The organism is Bacteroidota bacterium (genome assembly GCA_016718825.1).
GTDB lineage: Bacteria > Bacteroidota > Bacteroidia > J057 > JADKCL01 > JADKCL01.
Genome location: JADKCL010000034.1, coordinates 38,504 through 64,672, shown reverse-complemented (window position 1 = coordinate 64,672; position 26,169 = coordinate 38,504). Strand labels below are relative to the sequence as shown.

Below are 26,169 nucleotides of genomic sequence, written 5' to 3'. Positions count from 1 at the left end.
TCGGTAACGGTCACGGTCTGTCCACGCGCAAATAGCGCCATCAGCAGCATTCCCGCTGCCAAGTATATTTTTTTCATGACGTATTACAATAGAATGAATACCAACCATGCCTCCCCAATGGGGCTGCATGGCAATTCGATCAAAAATGAAAGAAGGAGTTCATCCTACTTGTGGCGGTGGCACCAAAATTTCTTGGGCGATGCCGTGGGCGGTTTCCTGTAGGGTCGGAAACGATGCCTTTCGAATTACAATGTGCGGAAATTCCAAGGTTGCGTTCAGTACGCAAGGCGCAAGTAACCGCAAAAATTGACCGCTGGAATGCTGCTCCGAATCTTCATTTTCGGCATGCATGGCCGCCTTGCCCCGGCGCAGCATTTCTGTCTCATGTTCGTCGCGTTTGCAATGGAGGAGCCAGCTTCCGTCGTCGGATCGATGCACCGCCTTCACATCGTGCATGGCGCCCTCATACCAAAATTCGTCCTTTTCGACCCAGGCCAAGCTTTTGAATTCGGCATCGCTGAGTTGGAGCAAAACGAACTTTTCGTTGTCTTCGCGTCTGATTTCGGCCTTGGTAATCGCTTTGTGCAGCGTGTTTTCCAGCACAAAAGCCAAATAATAGCCCGCGCTTTGAAAAAGCAGCAATCCCACAAGCAACAGGATGGGTAACCGGGCACGCATGATAGGCGAAGATAGGACATACTCCCCAGATTTCCTTCGCCTGCCTCGATGGCCCAATGCAAGTCCACCCGAAGCAAGGGGAACCAAGGAAACCATCATCAGCCTTCCCCAACCTTTGCGACCTTAGCGCTTAGAGGTAGAGTTTAAACGTAAAGTAAACAAGGGCCTGTGCTCCAACTTCGAAGCAGATAACAATACAGTAGGTTGCTGATCTGACGGACTTTTGAATAAGCGAAGCCTGCTGCAACTGTGGGGCCGTTCACCGGCTTCCTCGGGCCATAGACGGCCCATTCTGGGCGGTAAGGCCAGGGCCCATAAAGCACACATTTGCAGGCAATTGAAGTCTTGTTGCCTAGTCGTTCGCCCCGCTCGCGGGACAGGCGCCGTGTTCGCAAAGGCCGCAAACGCAATTGATCGTAAAACAAGGCAACAGCCAAGCCAAATGTGCCCTACCAAGTTCCCAACCCCAATTGCTAACTGCTAACGCTCAACGCTCAACTCTCAACTCTCAATTCTCAATTATCAATTCTCAATTCTCCTCCTTCAACGCTTGCTCCAAATCCGGATCTTTCTCAATGCGCAACAAGTACTCCGCGATCAAAAATCCGCCGAGACCCGTAAAGGCGTGCCAGAGGAAATGCGAGCCCATGGGCAGGAAATGCGTCACCATTTTGTCGGTGAACCTGCAAGCCAATGCCGAACCAAAGGCTGCGAGGGAGGCAAAAATGAACTTGGCATAGAGGAAATTCGTGCGGAAAAGGATGATCACCAAGGGCAGGAAAAAGACCGTTCCACGCAAGGCGTAGCCGATATTGGTGCGTTGACTGACCGGCAAGTACTCAAAGACGAGGTAGGTGGCTGCAAATGCAATCAGCATGACGCCCGCTGCTGCCCACCAATTCCGGAAAACCTTCGCCCAGAAATAGACGCTCACCGCCAGAAACAGGATCATGGTCGGCAACACGTCCAACAACAGCAAAAACCGGCTTGTCCGGAATCCGTGGAAAAATGTGCTGCCCAATCCTCCCGCAATCAATAGGGGAATGCAGAGCGTCAGAAAAAGGTTGGCGCCATACCTTCCCCGCAAGCGGATGAGAAAGTAGATGGCCGGTGCCACAATCAAAAGCGAGGAAATGGCGTTCCAAGGTTCGAGGAGCCATTGTCCGTCTGCCACATTCGTGGGCGTTTCTGCATAAATCGGCCCGCCATCTTGGGGCCACCATTTTCGGATTGCTTCCTCCATGATGGGTATCGATAATCTTTTGAATCAGAACTGCATTGGGATCGAATGGTTTTTCGACCTGCTGCGGATCATTTTTTTCGTTTGGTTTTCTTTTGCTTGAAGAAGGCCTTGCTCACTGAAACCAGAAACCGGTTCCAGGCTGGGCCGGGTTTGCCGGTGGTGCTGCCATCCCGGAAGCTGTCGACCCACATTTTGGCATAAATGCAGGTGTACAATGCACAGGGGCCATGTTGGAATCGCCTTCCGGCGTGGCGTAGCTGAATCATCGTGCTGCCCAATGCCTCCATCGTATCCCGGGCCACAAGCGCGTTGCGGTAGTTCACCTGTTCGTCGGATTTGCAATAGCACATCAAGACCGGAGCCTCGGGCGCCCAGTGAATCAGCGTGTTTTCTTGGAGCGCAAGCCGCAACGGGTTTTGCGGATCCTTTTGAAAGGCCTCCCAGAGTTCGTCGCGCAAGACATCGGCCGGCACTGTGGGCATCACGGTCGTCAATTCTTTGAGCTTGTGGTTCCCGTCAAAAAAGGGCGGAATCAGGCTGTCATAAGGCGCTTTGAAGTAGGATGCACTGTCGGGCAAGATGTTGTAAGCGGCTTGGAAAGAAAACAAGAGATAGGGTAAATAGCCAGGGTATTCGTAGGGCTTGCGAATGACCTCGCCTTGCACGCCGCCCAGGTCGTAGGCGCCTGACATGGGCGCGCTTGCGGTGACTTTGAAGCCGGCTTCGGGATGCAGCTGCAGATAACGGTGGGTCGCCATGGCGACATGCCCGCCTTGCGAATAGCCGGACAAAAACAGCTGCCCGTTTTCCTTGATTCCGACTTGTTGGTTGAGTTCTTGCATAGCCTTGAGCATGTCGATCATGCAGGTTGCCTCCGTATTGGCATGGTGGTAAAGGTGGTTGCGTTCGCCGCGGCCAAGGCCGAGGTAGTCGGGCATCGCAACGGCATAACCGTCGGCAGCAAAGAAGGCGCAGATCGATTCCTCGCCTTTCATGTTCCAGAGGCGCTCCTTTTGCAGACGCGTGCCATGACCGTACGCAACGAGGGGAATCGCCTCCTTGGGGGCATGCGGCAACATGATCAGACCCGAGGCCATCACGCTGCTGCCATCCGACCACCGCGTGCGGTAGTCCACCTCGTAAATATCCACATCATAGCGGATGGGCGCGAGGCGCTTGGGCACATGCTGCGTATGCAAAAGCGAGTCAAATTGAGCCTTGGTGATCGTCGTGATATGTTCACTGCGAATCAAATAGGTCGGCGAGGCAATGCCTGACAAAGCAATCAGCAGCGGCAGGATCAGAAGGATGAGCTTTTTCATTCGGGCGCAAAAATAGAGAATCGCGCTTGCCTTTCGCAGTTTTTAGAAGGGAATCCGCATCTTTGCCGCATGAATGATGCAGGTTCGTTTGCCAATTTTCCGCCCATCGGGTTCCTGATTGCCACCAAACGCGTGGCTGAAGACGAAAATAAAGTCTGTTTCCTTTACCGTGAGGAGCCGATGGATGCGCAGGACAGCGGTTGGCGCGTCTTTGCCGGCGACGAAAGTCAGGCTTATCTGGACAATCCCGAGAATTCGGGGATCTACAATCCAACGGTGATTCTCACGATCGATCCTTCGCTGCGCGATTTGCTGTTGCAGCCTGTGGGTTCGGCTTTTGAACGGGAAGATCCGACGGCGGAGTGGAAACCGGCGGAAGGATTTGCCGCCGGCGGCGGGGATGAAATCGGATGGCAGGGCATCGGTGGTGCCTGGTCGTTGCAGATTTCCGGGATTTTTGAGCGTTACGAAGACGAGGAAGGCGACCATGTTTTCGTTACCGAAGGTCGGACGGTGCGCATTGCCATCTGGGACTTCTCGGACAAGGAACCTGCCGAGGTGCTTGCGATGCACAAGGAGTTTATCCAGAACCGTGACGAATCCGAGCATCCGACCGTGGAGTCGTTTGATCTCTCGGAGGATGGCGTTGCCAGAATCGGTTTTATCGTCTTGGAGTCAGACGAAGCCCATACATACAAAGTTCTCTACGGCTACACGATCATCGGCCGGGAAGTCGCCCAAGGCGCCTATTACTTCGACAATGACACCGACCGCGAATGGGCATTAAGCACCTGGAACAGCGTCGGGGTTAATTGAAAATTGAAAATGGAGAATTGAGAATGAAAAATTGCGAAGCATATTGGCGAAGCTAATGATGCTATTGTGATTATTCTCCATTTTCCATTAGCTGCGCTGAACCCTTCGGGTATACTGACTTCGCAGTTCTCCATTCCCCATTTTCCATTCGAATATTGTTTCCTTAAGCTCCCCACCGGATTCTCCATTCCTGAAGAATATCGGCTGTTGCTGAACAGAAGCACGACCCAGCGGCTGCATCATTCTACCTTGCTTCAAATTAGGAGAATTATGAAAAAAATATTACTATTTGTTCTTTCGCTGCTGGCACTTGCTCAACTCAATTTTGCTCAAAATTTCGAATGGGCAAATGGCATGGGAAGTGCGAGTTATGAAGAGGGCAGGTCCATCGCTGTGGATGCGCAAGGAAACGTATTTACCACGGGTATTTTTCAAGGAACGGTTGATTTTGATCCAAGTGTAGGCGTCTTCCCATTGACTTCGGCTGGTTTTGTGGATGTTTTTGTCACCAAAGTCGATGCCAGTGGCAATCTCGTTTGGGCGTTGGGAATTGGCGGGTCGCAATATGAGGAAGCATTTGGGATCGCGTTGGACGATTCTGCCAATATTTTTATTACGGGTTCCTACATTGGAACCTTCGATTTTGATCCAGGCGTGGATACCACTTTCCTGAACTTTGCAGGGGGCAATGATGTCTTTGTATGCAAACTTGACAGCTCCGGAAATTTGGTCTGGGCATCGTCCATCGGCGGAACTGGCGGAGAGGAAGGAACTTCAGTTGCTGTTGACGATGCAGGAAACGTTTATTCTACGGGTTCCTTCAATGGAACCACCGATTTTGATCCTGGAATTGGAACCTTCAATCTCACGGCGGGCACGCAAAGCATTTACGTTTCCAAGCTGGATGTCTCAGGAAATTTTGTCTGGGCAAAAAAAATGGGGGGCACGCTTGCCGACATTGGTAAGTCAATCGCTTTGGACCCATCAGGAAACGTCATTACGACAGGTTATTTTTATGGCGATGTCGATTTCGATCCAGGGGCAGGCATCAGCTATTTGACCGCCGTGGGTGATTGGAATGCATTTGTTTCCAAGTTGGATGCCGGCGGGAATTTTGTTTGGGCAAAGGTTTTGGGAAATGCCTTTGATTCGAGAGGATTTGGTGTCAAAACGGATGCTTCAGGAAATATTTTTGCAACCGGGTATTTCATCGGCACATCGGATTTTGATCCGAATGCAGGCACCAGCAATTTGACTTCTGCTGGAATGCAAGATATATATGTAGCGAAATTGGACGAAAACGGCAATTTGATCTGGGCCAAGAGCATGGGCGGTGCTGGCAATGATCAAGGCAATTCGATCGCCTTGGATGGCACCGCCAATGTTTTTGTTACAGGTTATTTTAACGGGAGCGCCGATTTTGATCCAAGTGGCGCAGTCCATACCATGACTTCCGGAGGACTGGAAGATATCTTCATCACCAAATTGGACAACAACGGTAATTTTTCCTGGGCTACGGGATTTGGTGGCACCGTGGATGATATTGGAACCTCCATTGCTGTCGATGCCCTCCAAAATATTTACGGTACCGGCCACTTCTACGGCACCGTTGATTTTGACCCGGGCACAGGAGTTTCAAACCTCTATTCCAATTCAGTTTCTGCCGATATTTATGTGCTCAATTGAGCGCCACGGTGGTGAGTATTGACGAATCGGGTTCTGGGGCAAGCATTGGCATCTATCCAAACCCTGCGTCGACCTCGATCGCTGTGAAATCTGAAGAACCCATTTCCTCGATTTCGATCTTCAATCTGGTTGGAGAGCTTGTACAATATGAGACGACCACCTCTTTTGAGGTGGAGCATCTATCCGCTGGATTGTATTTCCTGCAAATCAGTACTGAAACGGGCATTAAGACAGCACGGTTGATCAAGGAATAGGTTGTCAACGACAACAAGGAAAAAGGGCCGTCTCAATCGTAGACGGCCCTTTTTTTAGATTTCCAACAGTGTCAAGAAGAAGCTTGCGCTTCATCATTGCTTCATAAAGCTCTTCACTTGGTTGCCAAAGCGCAAGAAATAGATACCTGCCGGCAATTCGCCCAAACCCAATTTCTCATACACAGGCAGATTGCTCGCCGACTGTACATGGCGGCGCATCACTTCCTGTCCCAATTCGTCCACGACTACGAGGTCCCCAACGAGGCCATTTTCGTCGTAAACCTCGACATTGAGCTCATCAGTGGCAGGATTTGGCCAGACGGTGAACCGCTGGGTTTCGGGGACCATCACCTCCACTTCGTGGCTGTATTGGATGTTGCCGTCTTGCTCGATCATGCGCAGGCGGTATTGGTTGGGGCCGGGCATCGGGCGGGCATCGGTGAAAAGGTAGGTGCTTTGGTTGCCATTGGCAGCATAACCCGCCAAGTCGATCCAGTCCTTCCCCGTCGATTTACGCTCAAGGACGTAGTTCTTCAATCCGAATTCGCCCGCGACGCTCCAATTCAAATCCACCATGCCGCTTTCGTAGTTCCCTGCAAAATCGAGCAATTCGACAGGGAGGATGCTGCAGTTCAAACTTGCGGTTCCGGTCCAATTCAAGGCAAAACCATTGCTGCCCGAGGAAGCCGACCATCCGTTGATGAGCACATAATAGATTTGGCCGGCGGTGACATTGAGCGTGGAAACCCATTGATCGCCTGCGACATCTTCAGAGGCATCTCCGGCGCCATTTCCCAACCCGGTATTGCCATTGCCAGCGGAGGCGGCATAGGAGCAACGAATCGGTGAGCCAAGCGCGCCGCAAGTGACATTGGGCCCGTAAACCACTGGATCAAAGTCGTCTGAGTTCTGGTTGGGATCGATGGTGAAGGCCAAGGTGCCGCTCGTTTGGATTTGAATGCGGTACCAATTCGTGTACACTTCGCTGGTATTGCATCCCGAGCAGCCTTCGGCCACAATTCCTGGCCCGGATGATGCGTCGTTGATGACGAGGTTGTTGCAAACGGGTGTCGCAAAGGCGCAATCCGAATTGTTGTTTCCGGGAGGGCCACCACCGCAGACGACACAGGAAAGCGTTGCTGCCCAACCTGCCAATTGCACCGACCCATCGGAAACAAAGCGGAATGTCAAACATCCGCTGGGATCGGTCGATGTGATCGTGCCGGGGCTTGCGGTGCAGTTGTTGTACAGGGCAGGGCTGTTTTGGGCCGGACCATTGAGTACTTGAAGGTAATCGCAGCAGCTGTTGGGGCCAAAACAGAGGAAATACGTGTCGTTCATCGAGAAGCTCGTGAACGTTGCACGCAAGCACCTGCCGGCTGTGTTGGGGCAAAACGTGCGGTAGATATTGTTGACGTTGGCGGCGTAGTTGCCACCGGCACCGCCGTTGTCGTAGTAGGTTCCCGAGCAAGTCGATACCAAACAGGCACCATTGTAGGTGCTCTGTACGCCCGTTGTGGGGTGCGTATAGGTTTGCGCCTGCACGGTGGCAGCGAGGAAAAGCAAGCTTGACAGTGCGAAATTGAGGATACTTCTTTTCATAATTCGGCCTCCTTATTCGTTGGTTTTGCCTTGGGTGGAAAGCGCGGCAGCTTTGTAGGCGAGATAGGCTGCGGCATCGGACTCACTCAAATGTGCCAGCACAACCTTTTCAAATTCGTCACGGCTCAGCAACTGCAAGTCCTTGCCAATGGAGGCATCGTGGACAGAAACGGAGGTTTTTTGATTCCGCAGACCATTGTATTGGTCGATGTCCAAGGCGGCGATTTCCAGCTCCGTAGCCGAGCGCGCTTGGCCATTTTCCAGTACGAGGAATGATGCGGAATAGAACAGCAGCAAGCCTTCGTACTTGTAACGCGTGTTTTGCTGCATTTCGGCGAGTTGCTCGAAATTGTAACGGGAATTCAGCTTTGCAAGTGCGGCCGCACTTTGCGCCTGGGCAATGCCGCAAAAGCACAGCAGCGCAACGAGAAGACCGAGGGACTTCGTTTTCATACCTTGATTCATTGGACCAACCTATCTACCAAATAAACGCAGACTTTTTTCAAACCCGGGACGTCTGTCCGGGGCACCATTTCGCTTTGCAACTACAATGAATAAGGAAAATTCATGGAATGCACAAATTTTTAAGCGTGTAAGAATCGAAATTTAAACTCGAACTGCCATTTTTTGTGCTCGAATGGAATGATGGTATTATCGGCGCGGCCAAGCAATCAGCGATGCGAGGTAGAGCAACACGGCCTGAATCGGCAAGCGAATGATAGCCACCGTTTTGGAGCCGATCACTGGCGAATAGCGCATCAGGTCATAAATATGGATGGGCGTGTACAGCAGCAACAGCAGGAAGATTCCTACACCAGCCAATTTGCGGGTTTGCGGCCAAATCAGGCCCGCTGCCAGGGCCAATTCCACCAATCCGGTGACGATTACCGCCTCGTGTTTCAAGGGCCAATCGTTTGGGATCATCTTGGCAAATTGCGCCACAGCCACAAAATGCCCGATTCCTGCGACCAAAAACATAATTCCCAAGATCCAAAGCGCAACTACATGAAGTTTCATCGTCGTGTTTTATAAAAGATGATTCGGAAGTTGGGGAATATTCTCCATTTCAGGGCAAAACAGCATCAACATTTGCAGCTGCGGAGCGGAAATGTACATCGAAGCGATCCTGCCCGGCCCGAAACCTTATTCCTTGAGGAATGACTTTGTCTCTAAAATTTTGTTGCCTTGGGCCACAATCGCAGTCGTAGATCGGCCGAAGCAAGTCGCCAGAAATTCCAAGTCATTCGTGAAGTCCAAAGCGATGTTCAGTAGCCGAATTTCCGCTTCCGGCCAAGGTTCATGTGACCGTGGAGAGACCTTTCGGCGTTCCATCAGGCTTTCGCTCAGGCCCTCCACGCGCACAATGGGAAGGGCAGTCACCTTTTCCTTGAGCTGTTGAATGGCTTTTTCGGAGAGTTTGTTGAAATGCGGTTCGTTGAAATAGGGGTGGGGCTCCGTTTCTGCTCTTGGCGGAAGCAAGGGTTTCAGGTTTTTTTCGATCCAGACCTCCATGTGGTCCGTGAGTGCGCCTTTGGAATGCAGTCGCCCGTATTTGCCATACAGCGGATGGCGGATCAATTCCGGATTTTTGAAGGCACGCGTGCCGGAGAGAAATGTAGCCAACCGATTGGCCGTCGGATTGATGTCGGCCAATTCGAAGGCGGCGACAGCAGTTTGAATGTCTTCCTCGGCGATGTCCAGCATGACCTTGGGCGACTTGCCCCGAAGGGCCTCGAGTGCGATCAACAGCGCCTCGATCACCGGTTCCTCCATCAAAATGTGATCCTCGGGCAATACCTCCCCCGAAAATGGCGAACAACCATCCGCCAAGGCCTCCAGGATTTCTCGCGCTTCCGTCTGCGTCATTTGGATCAATTAACTCAAGGCAAAATTAGCAGAAGGAGGGAGCCGAACACATTGTTGGTTTCCGTTTATGCAGAAATCTGCTCACTTCACCACCAACTCCACATGTCCCAAATGGTGCCGGCAATGCCAGGCATACAACGACGCCACCTGATACAAAGCAAAGGTCGTCCCGTACTGCGGATGGATGTATTCGCGGAGCCAATCTTCGGGCTTCATGTGCGTCATGATGTGCGTGAGGCGGGCGTGCACGAGCGTGAGCATCTCCAACGAACTCGCAATCGGCAATTGATAATCAGGCAATTCGGCCCAATGCTCCTCGGCGTAGGGCTTGATCGTGGGCTTGTCTTCGGTCAAGGCCAATTTGAACCGCACCAAACAATTGATATGGCTGTCGGCACAATGGTGGATGACCTGTCGTACGGACCAACCGCCCGGGCGGTAAGGCGTGTCCAGGATTCCATCACCCAATTGCTCCACCTTGGGCCGCAAAATGCTGGGAAATGCCGCCAATGTTGCCAAATCAGCTTCCAAGGATGCTTGTGAAAGCGATTCGGGGCGTTGCCACCGCCCGACGGGGTAGCGCAATTGTTCAAGTGCTGCTTCTGTGATCGTGTTTTCCATCTTTCTTGCAACTTCAGTGGGTTACCAACTGTTTCATTCGCCAAAAAAATCATGAATCCGTCTAGATTTCCGGCGCACAACCGCTAATTTCACCAACAGAAATCAAAAATCTATGAAGACCGAATCCATTCTTGTCACTGCCTTGTTGCCTGTCACGGCATCTGCTTTGTACCGTGCTTGGTTGAGCAGCAAGGAGCATTCCGCCATGACCGGCGCCCGTGCGACGATCAAAGCCGAGGAAGGCAGCAATTTCACGGCTTGGGAAGGCTATATCAGTGGCGAAATCATGGGCCTCGAACCCGAAAGCCGCATCGTGACCACCTGGCGCACCGATGAATTTCCCGAAGATGCCGACGACAGCCAAGTCGAAATCCTGCTGCGTGACAGCACGCAAGGCTGCCAATTCACCCTCCGCCATACGAGTATTCCCGCCGGTGACGGTCAGAAATACTTCGATGGCTGGCAGGAATATTATGTGAAGCCCATGACAGCCTACTTCGCAGGCTTGAAAAAATGAACGGCACCCGACGCGCAGACATCAAAATCGGCATGCTCGTGAACGTGATCCTGAAAAAGGACCAACGCACGGGCAAGCTCACCGAAGGCATCGTCAAGGCCATCCTCACAAGTGCGCCGGTGCATACCCGGGGCATCAAAGTCAAACTCGATGACGGTCAAGTCGGTCGCGTGTTTGAAATTCTGCCCGAAGATGATTGATGACCTTCGAATGGATTTTTTGTGGTTGAATGGCTTCAACCATTTTGCCATCGCCCCGTAAATGCTTCCATGCAAAGCATTTGCCAATACCCGCATCCAATTTGACCCATGATTTCCCTGCCTTTGTTCTCCACCTTTCGCCGAATGCTGCCAACCGGTAGGCTGACGGTTCTCCTATTTACGCTTGCTTCTACAATGGTTTCCTGCAACTACGGCGTGATCGACCTCGACGTCCAAGGCCACCGTGGCTGCCGCGGATTGATGCCTGAAAATTCGATTCCTGCTTTTGAAAAGGCCTGGGACCTCGGCGTGACCACCCTGGAGATGGATGTCGTCATCACCAAAGACCGACAGGTGCTCGTCTCGCATGAGGCTTGGTTTGAAGGTGATTTTTGCCAGAATTTGAATGGTGGTCCGATGGCGGAGTCAGAGTCGGTGCCAACCAATATTTTCCAGATGAATTATGAGGAGGTCAAAAATTGGGACTGTGGCACCAAACCGCATCCACGATTTCCCGGTCAACAAAAGCTCAAGGTCACCAAACCCTTGCTCTCCGATGTCTTTGACGCCATTGAAAGCAAAATTGCCTACGATGACTACGAGCAGCCGGAACGCATCCCCCACTACAACATAGAACTCAAAATCGAACCCAACGGCGTTGGTGTTTGGCATCCGGGAATTCCTGAGTTTGTTGAATTGGTGATGGCCGTGATTCAAAACAAAGGCGTCGCCGAGCGGTGCACCTTGCAATGCTTTGATCCCGAGGGGCTGCGCGAGGCGCGTCGCCAAGACAAAACGATCGCGTTGGGCTTGCTCATCGACGAAAAGGAAGATTATCAAGCAAAAATCAGCGAATTGGGCTTTTATCCGGAGGTGCTGAGTCCTTATTGGGAATTGGTGGATGAAGGCATGCTCACATTCGCAGCTGAAAAAAACATGAAGGTTGTGCCTTGGACGGTGAATGAAGAAGCGGACATGCGCGCGATGGTGAGGCTTGGCGTTCACGGCATTATCACCGATTACCCAGACAGGCTACTGACACTTTTGCAGGAGTTGTAGTTGGCAATTCGGCCCTTAAAAACTAACTTGGATCATGCGCAAATCAGAAGTCGGATTTATCGCGTTTAACATGCGGTTGGGTGGTCAGGAGACCATTCAGCTGAAAATTTACCGTGACGGCACCTTGGTGCGCATCGGCGGGGGAGGCTTGCCCCCCATGGCGATCGGTGCCGCGAGCTATTGGCCGGAGAATGGTTTTTTTGACCGTCTCATGGAAAAAATGCCGCAGCAGTTGCTGTTGCATGACATCAACTACGCCGAGGAAGTCATCGAGCGTCCCTTGGTTTACGAAATGCGCTTGGGCGGAAGTAGCATGAATGGACTGATCGGCGAACAAGCCCTCTGGGCTGAGCAACGCCTGATTCGCTTCCAATTGGACCTCAACACCACCTTCCGTTCGCCGGTTTTTGCCTTTGTCGACAGCCTGATGAAGGATGCCATTGGCCTGACCAACAGTTGGTACTTTGACACGCTGATTTTGGCGATTTGGGGCAGAAGAAGCAACCGTTTGCCGCGGCAGACGATGGTTTCCAAGCCGGAGGGCGACACCGATCTCAAACCCGAATTGGCCAATTTCCTTTCGCAGATGCTCCACAGCCCCCGCAAATGGAATTTTTTGGTTTTTCCGGACGGCAAGGTCTTCACGGACGAAGAAGGGACGGCCCACCGTCTGCTGTTCAAAATCGATGACGGACGCTTCAACTATGTCTGGGTTTGAAACTGCTGGAGGATCACGCTGATACTTACCGGCTACGCCTTATCTTTGCCTTTGGTTTGAAAGGTTAATAGTTTTCACGACATCTATATTTTGTTGGATGAATCATGCGTCTCGAAGATGAATTGAAGTCGAAGGGCTTTCAAAGCGAAGAATTGAAGGCAATGCTCAACGTGCTGTTCACGGCGAGTTGGTTGCATTCCAAGGTTTCTTGCAGTTTGAAGCAATTTGGCCTTTCCCATGAACAGTTCAATGTCTTGCGCATCCTCAAAGGCCAACATCCAAATCCTGTGGCGCAAAAGGACATTCTCCACCGGATGATCGACCGCAGCAGTAACCTGACGCGCATTTTGTCCAAATTGAAAGCAAAAGGGCTTGTTTTGATCAACCGTTCCGAAACCGACCGCCGGGAATATGAAATCCAATTGACGCAGACTGCACTGGATTTGCTCGATTCGATTGCCTCTTCCCACGACATGAACCCCAAAGGGGCCATCGGGCTCACGGTTTCAGAGGCTTTCCACTTGAATGCATTGCTCGACAAGATGCGCGAAGGCGAATAAAACCCTTTCGCTTTTTTTTCGTTAATTAGTTGTATAGAAAACTAATTTCGAAATATCTTTGCGTATCAATTTCAAAAAATGAAACTACTAGAATCAACTTCATTGAAGGGCCTGACCCTGAAAAACCGCATGGTGATGGCACCGATGACACGCAGCCGGGCCACTTTTGACGGACTCGTCGGCGAAATGCAGGTCAAATACTATACCCAACGTGCCTCGGCTGGCTTGATCATCAGCGAGGGCATCAACATTTCTGCACAAGGATTGGGTAGCCCGCTGACGCCGGGCATCTGGAACGATGCGCAAGTGGAAGCATGGCGCCCCGTCACGGAGGCCGTTCATGCCGCAGGCGGCAAAATCTATGCGCAGCTTTGGCATACCGGCCGTGTCGGCCACTCCGTCGACAAAGGCGGAAATTTGCCCGTTGCGCCTTCGGCCATTGGCATTCAGGGACAACAGCATTTTACCTCCCAAGGTCCCAAGGAATATGAAACACCCCATGCTTTGACCACCGAGGAAGTCAAGCAAGTCGTGTTGGATTATGGAAAAGCCGCAGAAAACGCCCAACGCGCTGGATTTGACGGCGTCGAATTGCACGGTGCATTCGGCTATTTGCCCAATCAGTTTCTCGTGGACGGCGCCAATCACCGCACCGATGAATATGGTGGTTCGGTAGAAAACCGTACAAGATTTGTCCTCGAAGTCGTGCGTGCCATGCGCGCCGTGTACACGGACGGACAAGTCGGTGTGAAGCTTTCGCCGACCATTCCCTACAACAACATGATCGACAGCGATCCGGTCAAGACCTTCTCCTACCTCATCACGGAGTTGGACAAATTGGACATCGCCTACGTGCACCTTATGGGGTCCTTGTTTCCGATCGATGCCTTCCCGACCTGGCCCAAGGATACCTTGGAGGCATTTGGTGGGCTTTTCCACGGAACCGTGATGGTCAATGGAAAATACAATCGCGAAAGCGCCGAAGCAGCCGTTCAAAGCGGAAAAGCAGATTTGGTGTCGTTTGGGGCACTGTACGTCGCCAACCCGGACTTGGCTGAACGTTTCGCGGTCGGTGCTGAATTGAATGCCCCTGATCATTCGACCTTCTATGGCGGTGGCGCCAAGGGCTATATCGACTACCCGGCACTTGCTGAAGTTGCAGGTTGATCAAAGTATTCACTGAATTCAACAATTCATCATTGAAATCATGAGTCCAAAAACGAAAAAAATCCTTGGCTGGGTCTTCTTGGGCCTGCTGACATTCATGGCCTTGGGAAGCGCCATGGGGAAAATTACAGCGACCCCCGACAGTGAAATGGGGCAGCAATTCATCAAGATTGGCATCTTTGATAACCGCTTCCTGTTTGCAGGATTGGAAATTTTCTGTGCCGTGATGCTGATTTTACCACGCACCTCCACCATTGGTGTCGTTTTGAGCGGCGGCTATTGGGGCGGTGCCATGGCTACGGATTTGAGTCATGGTCAGTTTCCGGGTCCCGTACTTGTCGCGATGCTGCTCCTCGGATTGGTTGCGCTCTTTCGCCATCCGGAATTGTTTCAGCGGTTGCAGGGCAAAACTGTGGAAAGCTGATTTGATCCACTGGCAACGGCAAGCGCCTGAAAGGAATCGGCCCGCAATCATCTGTGTTGCGGGCCGATTCTGTTTTTTTTTTGACGGATGAAGGGCCTTATTTGAGCTCCTTGAGTGCTTCCTCGGCGAGTGCCTTGAACTTTCCGTTCCGGGCAATCACGATTCCGAGTTGCTTTTCGGCTTTGCGTCCTTCTTTGAGTTGCAGCAGGGCAAGGGCTTTGTACCATTCGGCCGCTTCGAGGTTGCTGTTGCCCGGCACTGCAAGGATACGCTCGATATGGAACAACGCTGCCTGGGGTTGCGAAACCCGCAAATAGGCGTCTGCAGCATAGAGATGGGCCTGCAAATTGCCGGGCGTGGCCTCGGTTGCCTTGCGGAGGTTGCTGGCTGCATCCTTGTAATTGCCCTGTTCATATTGGCTGATGCCGTCTGCATAATAATTGGCGGCGGGGGCCATGGGTGCAGGAGCACTCGCAGTTACCCCCGCATTTGCCGAAGGCTTGGTAGCGATATTCTTTGAGCGTTCCGCAGTTTTTGCCTGCTTGTCATTGTCGCGTTTGGAACTTACGACCACCACATCCGTCAGCATCTCCTCCTGTTTATTGGAGGAACCCAAGTCTTCGTTGTCAAGATCGCCCCCGGCATAATCATCCATGGACGATTCATTTTCAGTCACAGCAACGCTTTTCTTCTCATCCTTTGCGGAATTTTTTTCTTCCTTGGAGGAAGGTTTTACCGTCTTGGCTGGACTTTCCTTGGCCCTTGAATCTGACAAAGCGATGGGCTGCTGCAGTTCGGTTGCGGGCGAAACCCCTCCCGTAGCCACAGGCGCTGGAGTTGGTTTCGCAGCTTCAAGACGCTTGAATTCGTCAACTCCCGATCCACCTTTGAGGTTATCCTTGCCCGTTTGCTGGTTGCGGGTATCGGCCAAGCCGTTATCCGGGCCCTTGGATTTTGAAGAAGCTGTCGGATCTGGCGAAGCATCGCCCGGAACGCGTTGAGGTTCTTCGCTCAGAAGACCATTGTCAGCAGACTCAAAGGTGGGCTCTTCCACCATCGCGATCGAATTGTCGGGCTGGGAGTCAGGCTTCAATTTGGGCGTGCCATCCATCGCATGGGAAAAGGCTTTGCCGATTTCCTTGTCCGAAGGTCCGCTGAAGGTAAAGTAACCGACGGTGATGAGCAGGGCAATGGAAGCAGCGGAGGCGATCCAGAAAATGGCCCCGCGACGCTTGCGGGACTCACGGTTTTGCAGGCGGTCCCAAGCACGGTCGCTGACCTCCTCGGCGCCGGCGGCAATGCTCGCGGCATCGTTTTCAGCCAAGGACTCAAGGGTCATGGCGCAGAGTTCGCAGTTGAGCAGGTGGCGCTCGACCGCATGCTTCTCCTGACCCTGAAGCCTATCCTCCTGATAAGCAGTCATCTGCTCCAGGCTCAGGCAGTCTTCTTCCTCTGCGCTGAATATGTTGGCGATATGTGGGTCTTTACTCATTGCCTTCTGTCAGGCGGATTTTCAGGTTCCGCTTTCCGTTTTGAATGTGGCTTTTGACCTGGTTGTAGTTGTATCCTGTAAGTTGGGCAACCTCGTCATACGACTTGCCCTGCAGGAAAAACAGCTCCACGCAGGTTTTCTGTTCCGCATTGAGGCCTCCGATCGCGGCTTCGAGTCGTTGGAGCTCGAGTTCCTTTTCGGAGGCTTCAGCTTCAGGGTGCAGGTCATGGCTGGATTCCATAACCGCGAGTTCATTATTTTTAAATTCTTCGGCTTTGCCCTCGATCGACCGCGTCTTGCGGATGCGCATCAGGCAAAAATTGGATGTCGCACGTGCCAGCCAACTCTTGAAGGTTTGGATGTCGTATTTCTTGAGTTCGACCAAGAGGTACTCAAACACCTCCATGGCGGTGTCTTTGGCCTCGTCTTGATCTTTGAAGTATTTGCGGCAGATGGCGTAAATCTGGACCGAATACCTTTCGAAGAGCTCACCCACAAAAGCACTGTCACCTGTACCGCGGTACTGCGCGATCAGGTCGAGGTCCGCCATCGATTGGCGCTCTTTGTTGTGCCTTTGAAACAACATCTTCACGGGGGCAAAGCCCAAGCCGTTTCAAAATTAACTAATTTTTGGTGGGGTTTATTGTAGGAGGGGTGGAGGAAGCTGCAAGTTAAAAATCTGAGGGTTCACTCATCATCATTTTCAAAATCGATTTCTCTCAAGGAAGGATACCGAATCGAATGTGTGGTATTTCCTCCAAAGTTCGTGATGGCAAAGTCAAGTAAGGTAATCACATCCATTCCAAGAATAGCCTCATGCTCGTCCGGAAGGGAATTTGCACCAATCACTTTGGTCCTTTCGAAAATTACTGAATCCGCCAACACTAAGGTAATCGAGTAAACTGGGCGCCTTTCCGTACCATGAATTCCTGTGACATCAGTATAGGATAGAACCTCGAGGCCCAATGCCTCCACAACATGACGAGTGATCATCGATGCATTGGCACCTGTATCCCAAAGTGCCTTGCAAGCGATTTGGGTTCCTTTTTTGGGCTATAAGATTTGAATTTCCTTTTCTAGAAAAGGCATTCGCATCCCATATCGAACGGTGCTGACGTGTTTGTTTTTTATAAAAATTTTAGATTCTCATTCCAGAGTAAAACTTCACGGTATAGTCTGCATTACCAGGTGAGCATCGTTGAACTAAAAACGTCCCCAATTCAAAGTTTGATTCGCCAAATGCGCATGCTTCACCAAAACTATCAAATGCACCTCGCACCTTTTTGCCTACCATGACGATGTACTTCCCGTTGTAAAGCGGAACAAGTTCATCTTGGTGGGCGAGGTAGTACTCCCATTCGCTTTTGACATTGGTTTCTAGAATCATCTTTTTTTGTTTTTGAATCTTCGCTAATACAAAGGTAATCAAAAGCTTGGTCATTTGCGGGAAGGTCTTCTAGATGTTTAATTGTTTGGGGAGTGGCAATTCGAATGCCGCCTCTAGTTCCATGGTTAGCTGAATGGATGTTCCTCTAGATTTTTTTCACCCCCCGTATGGAATCCCCCAACTCCCTGCACCTCTACCCCAAAACAGCGAAAATCACGTTGTCTCACACGCTCAAATACAGCGCACAATGAAAGGTTCAACACGTAAATTTCTCAGTACAGGCCTGATCGCAGGGGCTGCGATTTTGGTCATGGTTCTGATCACAGCTGCGGGGGGCGGCTTCCCGATCAAAACCAATCCGTTTATCACCAACCTCGACACCAAGCTCGAGGCCTTCAACCAACACATGCCCGAAGACCGGGTCTATCTGCAATTTGACAAGCCGTTTTACAATCCGGGCGACGACATTTGGTTCGCTGCCTACGTCCGCGACGGACAAACCATGCAAAAAAGCTCCAAAAGCGACATCCTTTATGTCGATCTCATCAACCCCAAGGGCAATGTCCAGCAAAAAATCAGGTTGGTAGCCCAAAACGGTGTGGCCAAAGGTGATTTTCACCTCGACGAGGAAGTCCTCGGCGGGATGTACAAAATCAAAGCCTACACCAAATGGCAGGAAAACAACAAGGACGGATTCGCCTTCGAAAAGGAATTTCAAGTGCAGCGTGTCGTGTTGCCTAACTTGAAAATGAAGCTCGACTTTGACCGCAAAGCGTTTGGCGCCGGCGACGAAGTCGTTGCCAGCCTCGACTTGCAAAGCAATGACAATCAGCCGCTGCGCGACCATGCATTCTCCTACAAAGTCAGCATCGACGGCACGAGCCTCCTCGACCTCAAAGGCACCACCGATGCCCTTGGCAAGGCCAAACTGAAGTTTCGCCTGCCTGCCAAACTCGAGACCAACGACGGTCTCGTGAACGTCATGATCGCCTACAATGGCCTCACCGAATCCATTTCGCGGTCGGTTCCCATTGTCCTGAACAAGATCGACCTGCAATTTTTTCCCGAAGGCGGCGACCTCGTCGAGGGCCTCAGCTCCAAAGTAGCCTTCCGCGCCATCAACGAATTTGGCAAGCCTGCCGACATCGAAGGCATTGTCTTGGACCAAAATGGATCCAAAATCTCCGACTTCAAGTCCTTTCACCAAGGCATGGGCGCATTTGCCTTCAACCCCGCCAAAGGACAAACCTTCAAAGCCAAAATCACCAAGCCAGAAGGCATCAACCAGGAATATGAACTTCCCGAACCCATGCCGCGCGGCTTTGTGCTCAACGTGGACCATGTCGACACCAAAGAAATGGCCGTTGTGATCCGTTCTACCGAATCGGAAGCCGTCAGCCTTGTTGCCCAAGTGCGTGGCGATGTCGTCTGGGCGAGCGAAGTCTCCGTCTTGCCTGGAAAAACGGAAATCAGCATTCCAGTGAGTAATTTTCCGATGGGAGTCGCACAATTGACGCTGTTTGACGGCAAAGGAATCGAGCGCTGCGAACGTTTGGCATTCGTGAACCGCGACCGTCAGCTGAAGGTCGAAGTCAAAACCGACAAGGAAAAATACCTGCCCCGCGAAAAGGTCAAGATGACCGTCAAAGTCACCGACGAACGTGGCATGCCGATGCCTGCGCAGCTCTCCCTCGCCGTGGTCAATGATCAAATGTTGAGCTTTGCCGATGACAAATCGGGCACGATCCTGAGCCAGCTTTTGTTGGAGCCCGACCTCAAAGGCAAAGTCGAAGAACCCCGATTTTACTTCGACAGCAAGGAAGAAAAATCCCTCGCCGCGTTGGACAACCTGATGCTTACCAGCGGATGGCGCCGATTCACCTGGGAAAAGGTCCTCGCGGGCAATTTGCCAGCCTTGGCCAACAATGGCGAACGTGCGATCGTGCGTGGTACCGTGCTCGATGCTTATACGGGACAGCCTGTACCCCACGCAAGCATCACCGCGCCCAATTCCCAAGTTGCGCAAATCGCCGACAAATCCGGGAAATTCACCATCGACCAGATGGACATAGCCCTTGACCGCACCCTGATCGTGACCGCCGAAAAGTACACCCAAATGACCCCTGCGGTCAACGATTACAACCAAGACGTGGTCGTTTACCTTTATCCAACGCAGTATGGTTACCTGAACCAATTGCAAGGAGCTGCGGGAGGCGATGATTTTGGCGGTGTCGCCGAAGAAGAACAAATGGTGGACGTCGTCGTTGCGCATCGTAACCAGCCCATGCGCGCCATCAACGGCGGAGCGCCAAAGGCGATGGCACCGATGGCACGTCCTGCTCCAATGGGCGCCGCCGGCAATGTCAAGGCGGTTGAACGTCTGCCAGCGAAGGAATTCGCTGCCGCGAAGGACGAGAAAAAGGGCAAAGCCGACAACTTCAATGCAGTTTTGGCCGAGCCAGGAATCGAGCCACAACCCCACGATCCGGATCCCAATCACCGCAACGAACCCAAAGGCGACGTGATGGCCGAATTGAAAAACCTCGACCGTGACGCGGATTTTGAAGACGGAATCGTGGCTGACCTGCGCATGAACAACATCCGCTTGGCAGACCAACAAGCCGAGGACCTCAAAGCCCAACCGGCTCAATATCACCGTGCCCGGCAGTTTGCATCGCCTGTCTATGCAGGCAAGGACTACGTGGCACCCGACAAGCGTAGCGACTTCCGCCAAACGATTTTCTGGGAGCCGACGTTGAAGATTGACCGTACGGGAAAAGCCGTCTTGGAATTCTACAACAGCGACGAAATCAGCTCCTTCCGTGCGATTGCCGAAGGCATTTCGAGCGATGGCGCCGTTGGCCGTGCCGAAATGGTCTTCTTCACGCAGTTGCCCTTCTCGATGCAGGCACGTGTGCCCGTCGAGGTGGCAAGTGGCGACAACATGGTCGTGCCCGTTGTGCTCAAGAACAATACCGAAACGACGCTCACAGGTACTTTGCATGTGATTCCGCCTTCCGGATTGGAGCCGTTGGTGTCGACGGGTTCCGTGATCAGCATTCCTGCAGGCATGGCGCAAACGGTACATTTGGCTTACAAGGTCAAGCATCAGCCTGGTGAAGAAGTATTCAACATCGCATTTGCAGGTGCGGGGCATACCGATGCCTTCGAACAGAAACTCAAAATTGTGGCCCAAGGATTTCCCGTTGCGCTTTCATTCGCAGGGAATGAGGCCAACAAAACCTACAAGTTCAATGTCTCCGATGTCGTGCCCGGTTCGATCAGTGCAAGTTTTACGGCATTCCCGAGCGTGGTCACGGATTTGGTCAAAGGCGTCGAATCGATTTTGCAGGAACCGGGCGGATGCTTTGAGCAGACGAGCATGAGCAGCTACCCGAATGCGATGGTGATGAGCTATATGAAGACGCAAGACAATGTCGATCCTGCGATCATGAAGCGTGCCGGTGACCTGCTCGAGCGTGGCTACAAGCGCCTGACGACCTTCGAAACCAAGGAAAAAGGCTACGAATGGTTTGGTTCGGCGCCCGGTCACGAAGCTTTGACCGCCTACGGCTTGATGCAATTCAACGACTACAGCAAGGTCATGGACGGTGTGGATCAGGGAATGGTCAAGCGCACTTCTGATTGGCTGATGAGCCGTCGTGACGGCAAAGGTGGCTTCCAGCGCAATCCACGCGCACTTGATCAATTCGGCGGTGCAGATCAAAACGTGACGAATGCCTACTTGGCTTATGCCATCAGCGAGTCGGGCAACAAGGAAATTTTGCCTGAGGCCAATGCCGCATTCGACAATGCCATGAAAGACAAGGATCCTTATCAGCTTGCCTTGGTCGCCAATGCGATGTTCAACCTCGGTCAAGATGCCAAAGGTCAGCAAGCGGTTGCAGCCTTGTACGGCACGCAAAAAGGCGACGGCACCTTCGTCGGAACCAAAGGTTCGATCACCCGCAGCGGCGGCATCAGCCTCATGGTCGAAACCACTTCGCTTGCCGTGATCGCCATGATCCACAGCAAGCACCCCGAACCCAAAGCCCTCGAAGGAGCCGTCAAGAGCATCGTCGCCTCCCGCTCCGGCGCAGGTGGATTCGGCTCCACCCAAGGCACGATCCTCGGCCTCAAAGCCTTGGTCACCTACGCAGAATTCGCCAAGAAAACCGACGAGGCTGGTCAAATCGAGATCTATGTCGATGGCAAAAAAGTTGCCGAACAAGCCTACGAAGCCGGCCGCCGCGAGGTCGTGGAAATCAAGGGCCTCGAAGCCTACATCGGCCAAGGTCAGCATACCCTGGAAGTGAAATACAAAGGCTGCAAAAACCCTTTGCCTTACGCCGTGGCTGTGAATTATCACACCAACCTGCCCAACAGCTCCAAGGAATGTGTGGTCGGCTTGAAAACCAAACTCAGCGCCGACAAGGTCGCGATGGGTGGCACCGTGCGCCTCTCGGCAACGCTCACCAACCGCACCAAGGAAGGTCAGCCGATGACCATGGCCATCCTCGGCCTGCCTGCGGGCCTGAGCGCACAGCCTTGGCAGCTCAAAGAAATGCAAGAGAAGAAAGTCTTCGACTTCTATGAAATCACCGGCAACAATGTGGTTTGCTACTATCGCCAAATGACTCCCGGCGAAGTGCGCGAGATCAACCTGGACCTCAAAGCCGAAATCCCAGGCCAATACACGGCCCCGGCTTCGAGCGCCTATCTCTACTACACTGCCGAATTCAAAGACTGGGTTGGCGCAACGCAGATCACGGTCACGAATTAAAGAAAGCCCCCGGAGGACTGCTCCTGCTTCGGCGGTTGCAGCGGTCCTCCACTCATAAGGTGAACAAATTCCATGGCGGCAGCGCAAGTTTAAGTCCGCCGGGAATCCACCTCAAGAATTTTGAGTCCGTTCTTTAGATTTTTCACGGGAAAAAGACACCGCCACTCCACTCTGAGGGCGGTGTTTTTGTTTTAACGAAGCCATATGGATTTCCTGAATCGCGCAAGTACGAAGCATCAACAGAATGATTCCTTCTGCAAATCAGAAATCGACATGCGTTAATACAATTAGGAAGCCGATTCGAAGCAAAAGAAAACAAGCCCCCAAAGGGACTTTTCACTTTTCACTAATAACTTTTCACTTTTCACTTCCCCGGGATTCGCTCCAAGGTCTTGAGCAGCAATCCCCAGAACTTCTGCACGGAACTGATCTGTACCCTTTCGTCGGGGCTGTGAGCGCCGGTGATATTGGGTCCGAAGGAGATCATTTCCATCGTCGGATAGTTTTGGCCGAGAATGCCACATTCCAAGCCCGCGTGGCAGGCATTCACATGCGGTTGGTGACCAAAGGTCTCATTGTAGAGGTCCGTCATCAGTTTTACGATGTCAGCCTCCGGTTTGGGCGTCCATCCGGGATAATTGCCCGCTGTAGCGACGTTGGCACCGCACACTTGCATGGTCGCCGTGATCGTTCTTGCCAAATCCATTTTCTCGGAATCCACCGAACTGCGGGTCAGGCATTGCAGCGAATAGTTGCCGTCTTTGATGAGCACGCGCGAAAGGTTGTTGCTCGTCTGCACCAAACCCGCGATGTCGGGGCTCATACGGTAAATGCCATTCGGGCAAGCCGCGAGCACGGCCAACAATTTCGTCTGGAAATCTGCTGACAGCGCATTGGATGGCCCATCGCCTGCGACCGCAGTTGCTGACAAATTGGGATCCGTGGTTTTGTACTCAGCCTTGAGGGTAGCGGCTTCTTGGGCAAAAAATGCTTCGAATCCAGCTTTTTGATCTGATGGAATACCCACGACTGCAACCGATTCGCGGGGAATTGCATTGCGCAAGCTCCCACCGTCGATCGAATGAATGCGCAGTCCAAATTGCGTCGCGCCCTGGAGCAGGATGCGATTCATGAGCTTGTTGGCGTTGCCGCGTCCGAGGTGGATGTCCATACCGGAGTGGCCGCCTGTAAGGCCGTTGACGGTGATTTTATAGCCTGCCAAACCACTGACGGATTCGGCTGCATAGCTGCCGGTACCCGTAACATCGATGCCACCGGCGCAGCCGATGGTCAGTTCGCGGTCGTCTTCGGTATCGAGGTTGAGCATGATGCTGCCATGCAAAAGTCCGCCTTGGAGCGCAATGGCGCCAGTCATGCCCGTTTCTTCATCGATCGTAAACAAGGCCTCGATGGCTGGGTGCGCGATGTCGGTGGAAGACAAAATGGCCATGATGGACGCTACACCGATGCCGTTGTCGGCGCCGAGCGTGGTGCCTTTGGCACGAACCCAGTCGCCTTCGACAAACATGTCGATGCCTTGCGCGTCAAAATCAAAGATGGTGTCGGCATTCTTTTGGTGCACCATGTCGAGGTGGCCTTGCATGACCACCGTCTGCCGGTCTTCCAAGCCTGCGGTTGCTGGCTTGCTAATAATAACATTCCCCACTTGATCCACCATCGTTGGCAAGCCGAGGCGCTCGCCGAAGTTTTTCATGAAGGCAATGGCGCGTGCTTCCTTTTTGGAAGGCCGTGGCACGGCGTTCAAGTCAGCAAAATGGTTCCAAACAGCAATGGGCGACAGCGACCGGATATCAATACTCATCTAAGAATGCAATTTGGGAGGCAATATAGAACAAAATCACATGTGGAGGAAAGAATTGATGTACGATTCAGTATCCAGCGGCTTTCAGTGCTTGGTCGACTTGGGCAACTTTGCCCGGATCGAATGCCATTGAAACGCGGCTCAATGCCTTTCTGGCGGTCGACATTTGGTTAGCGTGGATGAACATTATGCTAAGGTTCAGCCATCCTTCGTCGTAGTCGGGAAAGGTTTTCAGGAGTTCATCAAGAACATTGATCCCTTCCTGAAACCGTCCGTTCATGTCGAGCAGGCTGGCGTATGTGCTGCGAACGCCCAATTGGTGCGGCGCGATTTTTAAGGCGGATTCGATGGCTTGAATGGCTTGGGGCAGTTGGCCGAGCTCCGCGAATGCCATGGCGCGGTACCAATCGACGGGCATCGCGGAGGCTGCGTCCAGCTGCGTGCTCCAATTTTCAGCAGCTTCCGCGGTCTTGAGCATTTTTTGCGGTTGATGGGCATCCTTTTGTTGCCGCAGTTGCAACATCGCGCGATCTGCTTGGATGCGGCTAATGAGGGTTGCAACACCGCCAACCAACACGATAAGACACAACGCCCATCCAATTCTTCCTACCCAATGGCTTGCACTTTTTGTCTTCGCATTCTCCATCGGCAAAGCAAGCGCGAGCAGCCACATGAGCATCATCGCTTGAAACGGCCGTTCCATCGGGAAGCTAAAATTCGCATCAAAAAAGAAGAAAAATAGCCCCAGCAATAAAATGGTTCCCAGTACTTTGTCTTGCTTTCCGGTTTGATCAAACGCCATTCGTCCTGCGCCAAAGATGCCCATTCCGCCGATGGCAAGCACCAACAACAAGCCGGGAAAACCCAGCTCTGACAAGACGCCGAGAAATTCATTGTGTGGTTGGAGCGGCACGCGAAGGCCGTAACCGTCATTTTCGTCGTAGCCTTTGACCCCCAGTCGCTGAATTTCCATTTTCCAGTTGCCTGCGCCGCATCCTTGAATGGGTTTTTCAACTGCGAGGTTGAGCGTGTGGTTCCAAGTGATGAACCTGAAGTCGACGCTACTCGTGGTTGGGGTAATGGCATGCCCGTTTTCCCAGATGTAGCGGAAGTTATAGGTGCCTTCTTTCTTCCGAAAGATGAAATTCGTCGTCCAAAGTGCGATCGCGAGCAATAAAGCCCAGGAAAGAAGCGCCATCCAACGGGTTTTTCCCTTCCATTTTTGCCAAATGATCACGGGTGGGAAGAAAATCGCTGCCAAAAGCAAAGGAATCAAACTAGACCGCGCCTTTGAAATGGCAATCCCCGCCAAAATCAATCCAATCGTGAGCCCTGCAAGCATCCGCCAAACGCGGCTGTCGAGTTTGAAGATGCCATAAATGCAAAATGGGAGGCCCAACAACAATGCATCCGCATAGAAGTTAGGATTGGTCATCGTCGCATTGGGCGTAAACAATTTGTCGCTCAGGCCCAAAGGATCAATTCCGATTCGCTGCAACAATCCAATCATGGCCAACAATCCCATGGAAACGAGGAGCGTTTTGACGACCGTTTCCAGCAGATTGGGAAGATATCGAATGGCCTTTCGGGAAAGGTGGAAGAAGGCGAATCCCAAACTCAATTGCAGAAAGGAAAACCAGGCTTCCGCTTTGTTGAGCGCCCAAAACATGGACAATCCGGTCCACAGGGCCAATGCCAGCATCAGAAAAGAGACTTTGGAAACTGCCGCCGATGGCGCATCCGATTGGCCTACCGTGGGTTTTGCCAAAGGCAACAGTAATGCGGCGATACCGACACAAAGCACTACCATTTGCGGATACCGCGCAGGATCAAGTAATTGGCCGGAGAAAACAAATGGCAAAACGCCAAAGCAGGCGATGCAAAAAAACAAAGCGATATGACGTCCCTGAAAGCGCACGGGCCAAAAGATAAGCGGTTGCCTCCGAATTCCC

Annotated in this window: 25 protein-coding genes; 11 read left to right on the top strand and 14 right to left on the bottom strand. The window is 52.3% G+C overall.

Annotation, left to right across the window (positions count from 1 at the left end):
* Positions 1–159: 159 nt before the first annotated feature.
* From IPN95_24910 to IPN95_24900, 3 genes are all read right to left on the bottom strand, one after another.
* The gene (locus IPN95_24910) at positions 160–678 is read right to left on the bottom strand and encodes a hypothetical protein (GenBank protein ID MBK9452610.1); all 519 of its coding nucleotides are present in this window, start codon (positions 676–678) and stop codon (positions 160–162) included.
* A gap of 529 nt (positions 679–1,207) precedes the next feature.
* Entirely contained in the window at positions 1,208–1,921 is a 714-nt protein-coding gene (locus IPN95_24905; protein MBK9452609.1) for a hypothetical protein, read from the bottom strand.
* Positions 1,922–1,989: 68 nt separating this feature from the next.
* Positions 1,990–3,243, bottom strand: a complete 1,254-nt coding sequence (locus IPN95_24900; GenBank protein MBK9452608.1) for an alpha/beta fold hydrolase — start codon at positions 3,241–3,243, stop codon at positions 1,990–1,992.
* 69 nt (positions 3,244–3,312) lie between these two features.
* On the opposite strand from IPN95_24900, the gene IPN95_24895 reads away from it, so the two are divergent.
* The 3 genes from IPN95_24895 (at position 3,313) to IPN95_24885 (ending at position 5,999) form a co-directional block, all read left to right on the top strand.
* Positions 3,313–4,059, top strand: a complete 747-nt coding sequence (locus tag IPN95_24895) for a DUF2185 domain-containing protein (protein ID MBK9452607.1) — start codon at positions 3,313–3,315, stop codon at positions 4,057–4,059.
* 270 nt (positions 4,060–4,329) lie between these two features.
* Positions 4,330–5,745: a hypothetical protein gene (locus IPN95_24890; GenBank protein MBK9452606.1), complete on the top strand. Its 1,416-nt coding sequence runs from the start codon at positions 4,330–4,332 to the stop codon at positions 5,743–5,745.
* An 83-nt stretch (positions 5,746–5,828) separates the two neighbouring features.
* Positions 5,829–5,999: a T9SS type A sorting domain-containing protein gene (locus IPN95_24885; GenBank protein ID MBK9452605.1), complete on the top strand. Its 171-nt coding sequence runs from the start codon at positions 5,829–5,831 to the stop codon at positions 5,997–5,999.
* A 93-nt stretch (positions 6,000–6,092) separates the two neighbouring features.
* Here IPN95_24885 and IPN95_24880 read toward each other — a convergent pair whose 3' ends face one another.
* The 5 genes from IPN95_24880 to IPN95_24860 form a co-directional block, all read right to left on the bottom strand.
* The gene (locus IPN95_24880; GenBank protein ID MBK9452604.1) at positions 6,093–7,601 is read right to left on the bottom strand and encodes a T9SS type A sorting domain-containing protein; all 1,509 of its coding nucleotides are present in this window, start codon (positions 7,599–7,601) and stop codon (positions 6,093–6,095) included.
* Between the two features lie 12 nt (positions 7,602–7,613).
* Positions 7,614–8,054, bottom strand: coding sequence for a hypothetical protein (locus IPN95_24875; protein MBK9452603.1), 441 nt, complete (start codon positions 8,052–8,054; stop codon positions 7,614–7,616).
* Between the two features lie 198 nt (positions 8,055–8,252).
* Entirely contained in the window at positions 8,253–8,618 is a 366-nt protein-coding gene (locus IPN95_24870) for a hypothetical protein (protein ID MBK9452602.1), read from the bottom strand.
* A 126-nt stretch (positions 8,619–8,744) separates the two neighbouring features.
* Positions 8,745–9,467, bottom strand: coding sequence for a hypothetical protein (locus IPN95_24865; GenBank protein MBK9452601.1), 723 nt, complete (start codon positions 9,465–9,467; stop codon positions 8,745–8,747).
* An 81-nt stretch (positions 9,468–9,548) separates the two neighbouring features.
* Positions 9,549–10,088 carry a putative metal-dependent hydrolase gene (locus tag IPN95_24860; GenBank protein MBK9452600.1) on the bottom strand — a complete coding sequence of 180 codons (540 nt, stop codon included), beginning with the start codon at positions 10,086–10,088 and terminating at the stop codon, positions 9,549–9,551.
* Positions 10,089–10,200: 112 nt separating this feature from the next.
* Between IPN95_24860 and IPN95_24855 the strand changes: the two genes are divergently transcribed.
* From IPN95_24855 to IPN95_24825, 7 genes are all read left to right on the top strand, one after another.
* Positions 10,201–10,605: an SRPBCC domain-containing protein gene (locus IPN95_24855; protein ID MBK9452599.1), complete on the top strand. Its 405-nt coding sequence runs from the start codon at positions 10,201–10,203 to the stop codon at positions 10,603–10,605.
* A complete protein-coding gene (locus tag IPN95_24850; protein ID MBK9452598.1) occupies positions 10,602–10,805 on the top strand; it encodes a YwbE family protein in 204 nt (67 codons plus the stop codon). The genes IPN95_24855 and IPN95_24850 overlap by 4 nt, the downstream gene beginning before the upstream one ends.
* Positions 10,806–10,949: 144 nt before the next feature.
* On the top strand, positions 10,950–11,864 hold the full coding sequence (locus IPN95_24845) for a glycerophosphodiester phosphodiesterase (protein MBK9452597.1): 915 nt from the start codon (positions 10,950–10,952) through the stop codon (positions 11,862–11,864).
* 34 nt (positions 11,865–11,898) lie between these two features.
* A complete protein-coding gene (locus tag IPN95_24840; protein MBK9452596.1) occupies positions 11,899–12,582 on the top strand; it encodes a hypothetical protein in 684 nt (227 codons plus the stop codon).
* A 104-nt stretch (positions 12,583–12,686) separates the two neighbouring features.
* A complete protein-coding gene (locus tag IPN95_24835) occupies positions 12,687–13,142 on the top strand; it encodes a MarR family transcriptional regulator (GenBank protein ID MBK9452595.1) in 456 nt (151 codons plus the stop codon).
* 78 nt (positions 13,143–13,220) lie between these two features.
* On the top strand, positions 13,221–14,309 hold the full coding sequence (locus IPN95_24830) for an alkene reductase (GenBank protein MBK9452594.1): 1,089 nt from the start codon (positions 13,221–13,223) through the stop codon (positions 14,307–14,309).
* Between the two features lie 40 nt (positions 14,310–14,349).
* Positions 14,350–14,733, top strand: coding sequence for a DoxX family protein (locus IPN95_24825; GenBank protein MBK9452593.1), 384 nt, complete (start codon positions 14,350–14,352; stop codon positions 14,731–14,733).
* 97 nt (positions 14,734–14,830) lie between these two features.
* Here the strand turns inward: IPN95_24825 and IPN95_24820 are convergent, their stop codons facing one another.
* From IPN95_24820 to IPN95_24805, 4 genes are all read right to left on the bottom strand, one after another.
* Positions 14,831–16,225, bottom strand: a complete 1,395-nt coding sequence (locus IPN95_24820) for a hypothetical protein (protein MBK9452592.1) — start codon at positions 16,223–16,225, stop codon at positions 14,831–14,833.
* Positions 16,218–16,817, bottom strand: a complete 600-nt coding sequence (locus IPN95_24815) for a sigma-70 family RNA polymerase sigma factor (GenBank protein MBK9452591.1) — start codon at positions 16,815–16,817, stop codon at positions 16,218–16,220. The genes IPN95_24820 and IPN95_24815 overlap by 8 nt, the downstream gene beginning before the upstream one ends.
* Before the next feature lie 95 nt (positions 16,818–16,912).
* Positions 16,913–17,218 (bottom strand): hypothetical protein, encoded by a 306-nt coding sequence (locus tag IPN95_24810; protein ID MBK9452590.1) that lies wholly within the window; start codon positions 17,216–17,218, stop codon positions 16,913–16,915.
* A gap of 145 nt (positions 17,219–17,363) precedes the next feature.
* Complete coding sequence (locus IPN95_24805; protein MBK9452589.1) at positions 17,364–17,666, bottom strand: hypothetical protein; 303 nt, start codon at positions 17,664–17,666, stop codon at positions 17,364–17,366.
* A gap of 193 nt (positions 17,667–17,859) precedes the next feature.
* On the opposite strand from IPN95_24805, the gene IPN95_24800 reads away from it, so the two are divergent.
* Positions 17,860–22,395 (top strand): hypothetical protein, encoded by a 4,536-nt coding sequence (locus IPN95_24800; protein MBK9452588.1) that lies wholly within the window; start codon positions 17,860–17,862, stop codon positions 22,393–22,395.
* A 364-nt stretch (positions 22,396–22,759) separates the two neighbouring features.
* On the opposite strand, the gene IPN95_24795 is transcribed toward IPN95_24800, so the two are convergent.
* Together IPN95_24795 and IPN95_24790 are read right to left on the bottom strand one after the other, a co-directional pair.
* Positions 22,760–24,217 carry an aminoacyl-histidine dipeptidase gene (locus tag IPN95_24795; GenBank protein ID MBK9452587.1) on the bottom strand — a complete coding sequence of 486 codons (1,458 nt, stop codon included), beginning with the start codon at positions 24,215–24,217 and terminating at the stop codon, positions 22,760–22,762.
* A 67-nt stretch (positions 24,218–24,284) separates the two neighbouring features.
* Complete coding sequence (locus IPN95_24790) at positions 24,285–26,135, bottom strand: O-antigen ligase family protein (GenBank protein ID MBK9452586.1); 1,851 nt, start codon at positions 26,133–26,135, stop codon at positions 24,285–24,287.
* Positions 26,136–26,169: the final 34 nt, after the last annotated feature.

Coding starts and splice junctions, on each gene's coding strand:
- IPN95_24875 (MBK9452603.1), bottom strand. CDS start 8,054: ATGAAAACGAAGTCCCTCGGTCTTCTCGTTGCGCTGCTGTGCTTTTGC.
- IPN95_24805 (MBK9452589.1), bottom strand. CDS start 17,666: ATGACCAAGCTTTTGATTACCTTTGTATTAGCGAAGATTCAAAAACAA.
- IPN95_24910 (MBK9452610.1), bottom strand. CDS start 678: ATGCGTGCCCGGTTACCCATCCTGTTGCTTGTGGGATTGCTGCTTTTT.
- IPN95_24850 (MBK9452598.1), top strand. CDS start 10,602: ATGAACGGCACCCGACGCGCAGACATCAAAATCGGCATGCTCGTGAAC.
- IPN95_24880 (MBK9452604.1), bottom strand. CDS start 7,601: ATGAAAAGAAGTATCCTCAATTTCGCACTGTCAAGCTTGCTTTTCCTC.
- IPN95_24820 (MBK9452592.1), bottom strand. CDS start 16,225: ATGAGTAAAGACCCACATATCGCCAACATATTCAGCGCAGAGGAAGAA.
- IPN95_24870 (MBK9452602.1), bottom strand. CDS start 8,618: ATGAAACTTCATGTAGTTGCGCTTTGGATCTTGGGAATTATGTTTTTG.
- IPN95_24895 (MBK9452607.1), top strand. CDS start 3,313: ATGAATGATGCAGGTTCGTTTGCCAATTTTCCGCCCATCGGGTTCCTG.
- IPN95_24840 (MBK9452596.1), top strand. CDS start 11,899: ATGCGCAAATCAGAAGTCGGATTTATCGCGTTTAACATGCGGTTGGGT.
- IPN95_24890 (MBK9452606.1), top strand. CDS start 4,330: ATGAAAAAAATATTACTATTTGTTCTTTCGCTGCTGGCACTTGCTCAA.
- IPN95_24825 (MBK9452593.1), top strand. CDS start 14,350: ATGAGTCCAAAAACGAAAAAAATCCTTGGCTGGGTCTTCTTGGGCCTG.
- IPN95_24865 (MBK9452601.1), bottom strand. CDS start 9,467: ATGACGCAGACGGAAGCGCGAGAAATCCTGGAGGCCTTGGCGGATGGT.
- IPN95_24795 (MBK9452587.1), bottom strand. CDS start 24,217: ATGAGTATTGATATCCGGTCGCTGTCGCCCATTGCTGTTTGGAACCAT.
- IPN95_24830 (MBK9452594.1), top strand. CDS start 13,221: ATGAAACTACTAGAATCAACTTCATTGAAGGGCCTGACCCTGAAAAAC.
- IPN95_24860 (MBK9452600.1), bottom strand. CDS start 10,088: ATGGAAAACACGATCACAGAAGCAGCACTTGAACAATTGCGCTACCCC.
- IPN95_24905 (MBK9452609.1), bottom strand. CDS start 1,921: ATGGAGGAAGCAATCCGAAAATGGTGGCCCCAAGATGGCGGGCCGATT.
- IPN95_24800 (MBK9452588.1), top strand. CDS start 17,860: ATGAAAGGTTCAACACGTAAATTTCTCAGTACAGGCCTGATCGCAGGG.
- IPN95_24900 (MBK9452608.1), bottom strand. CDS start 3,243: ATGAAAAAGCTCATCCTTCTGATCCTGCCGCTGCTGATTGCTTTGTCA.
- IPN95_24855 (MBK9452599.1), top strand. CDS start 10,201: ATGAAGACCGAATCCATTCTTGTCACTGCCTTGTTGCCTGTCACGGCA.
- IPN95_24835 (MBK9452595.1), top strand. CDS start 12,687: ATGCGTCTCGAAGATGAATTGAAGTCGAAGGGCTTTCAAAGCGAAGAA.
- IPN95_24810 (MBK9452590.1), bottom strand. CDS start 17,218: ATGATCACTCGTCATGTTGTGGAGGCATTGGGCCTCGAGGTTCTATCC.
- IPN95_24845 (MBK9452597.1), top strand. CDS start 10,950: ATGCTGCCAACCGGTAGGCTGACGGTTCTCCTATTTACGCTTGCTTCT.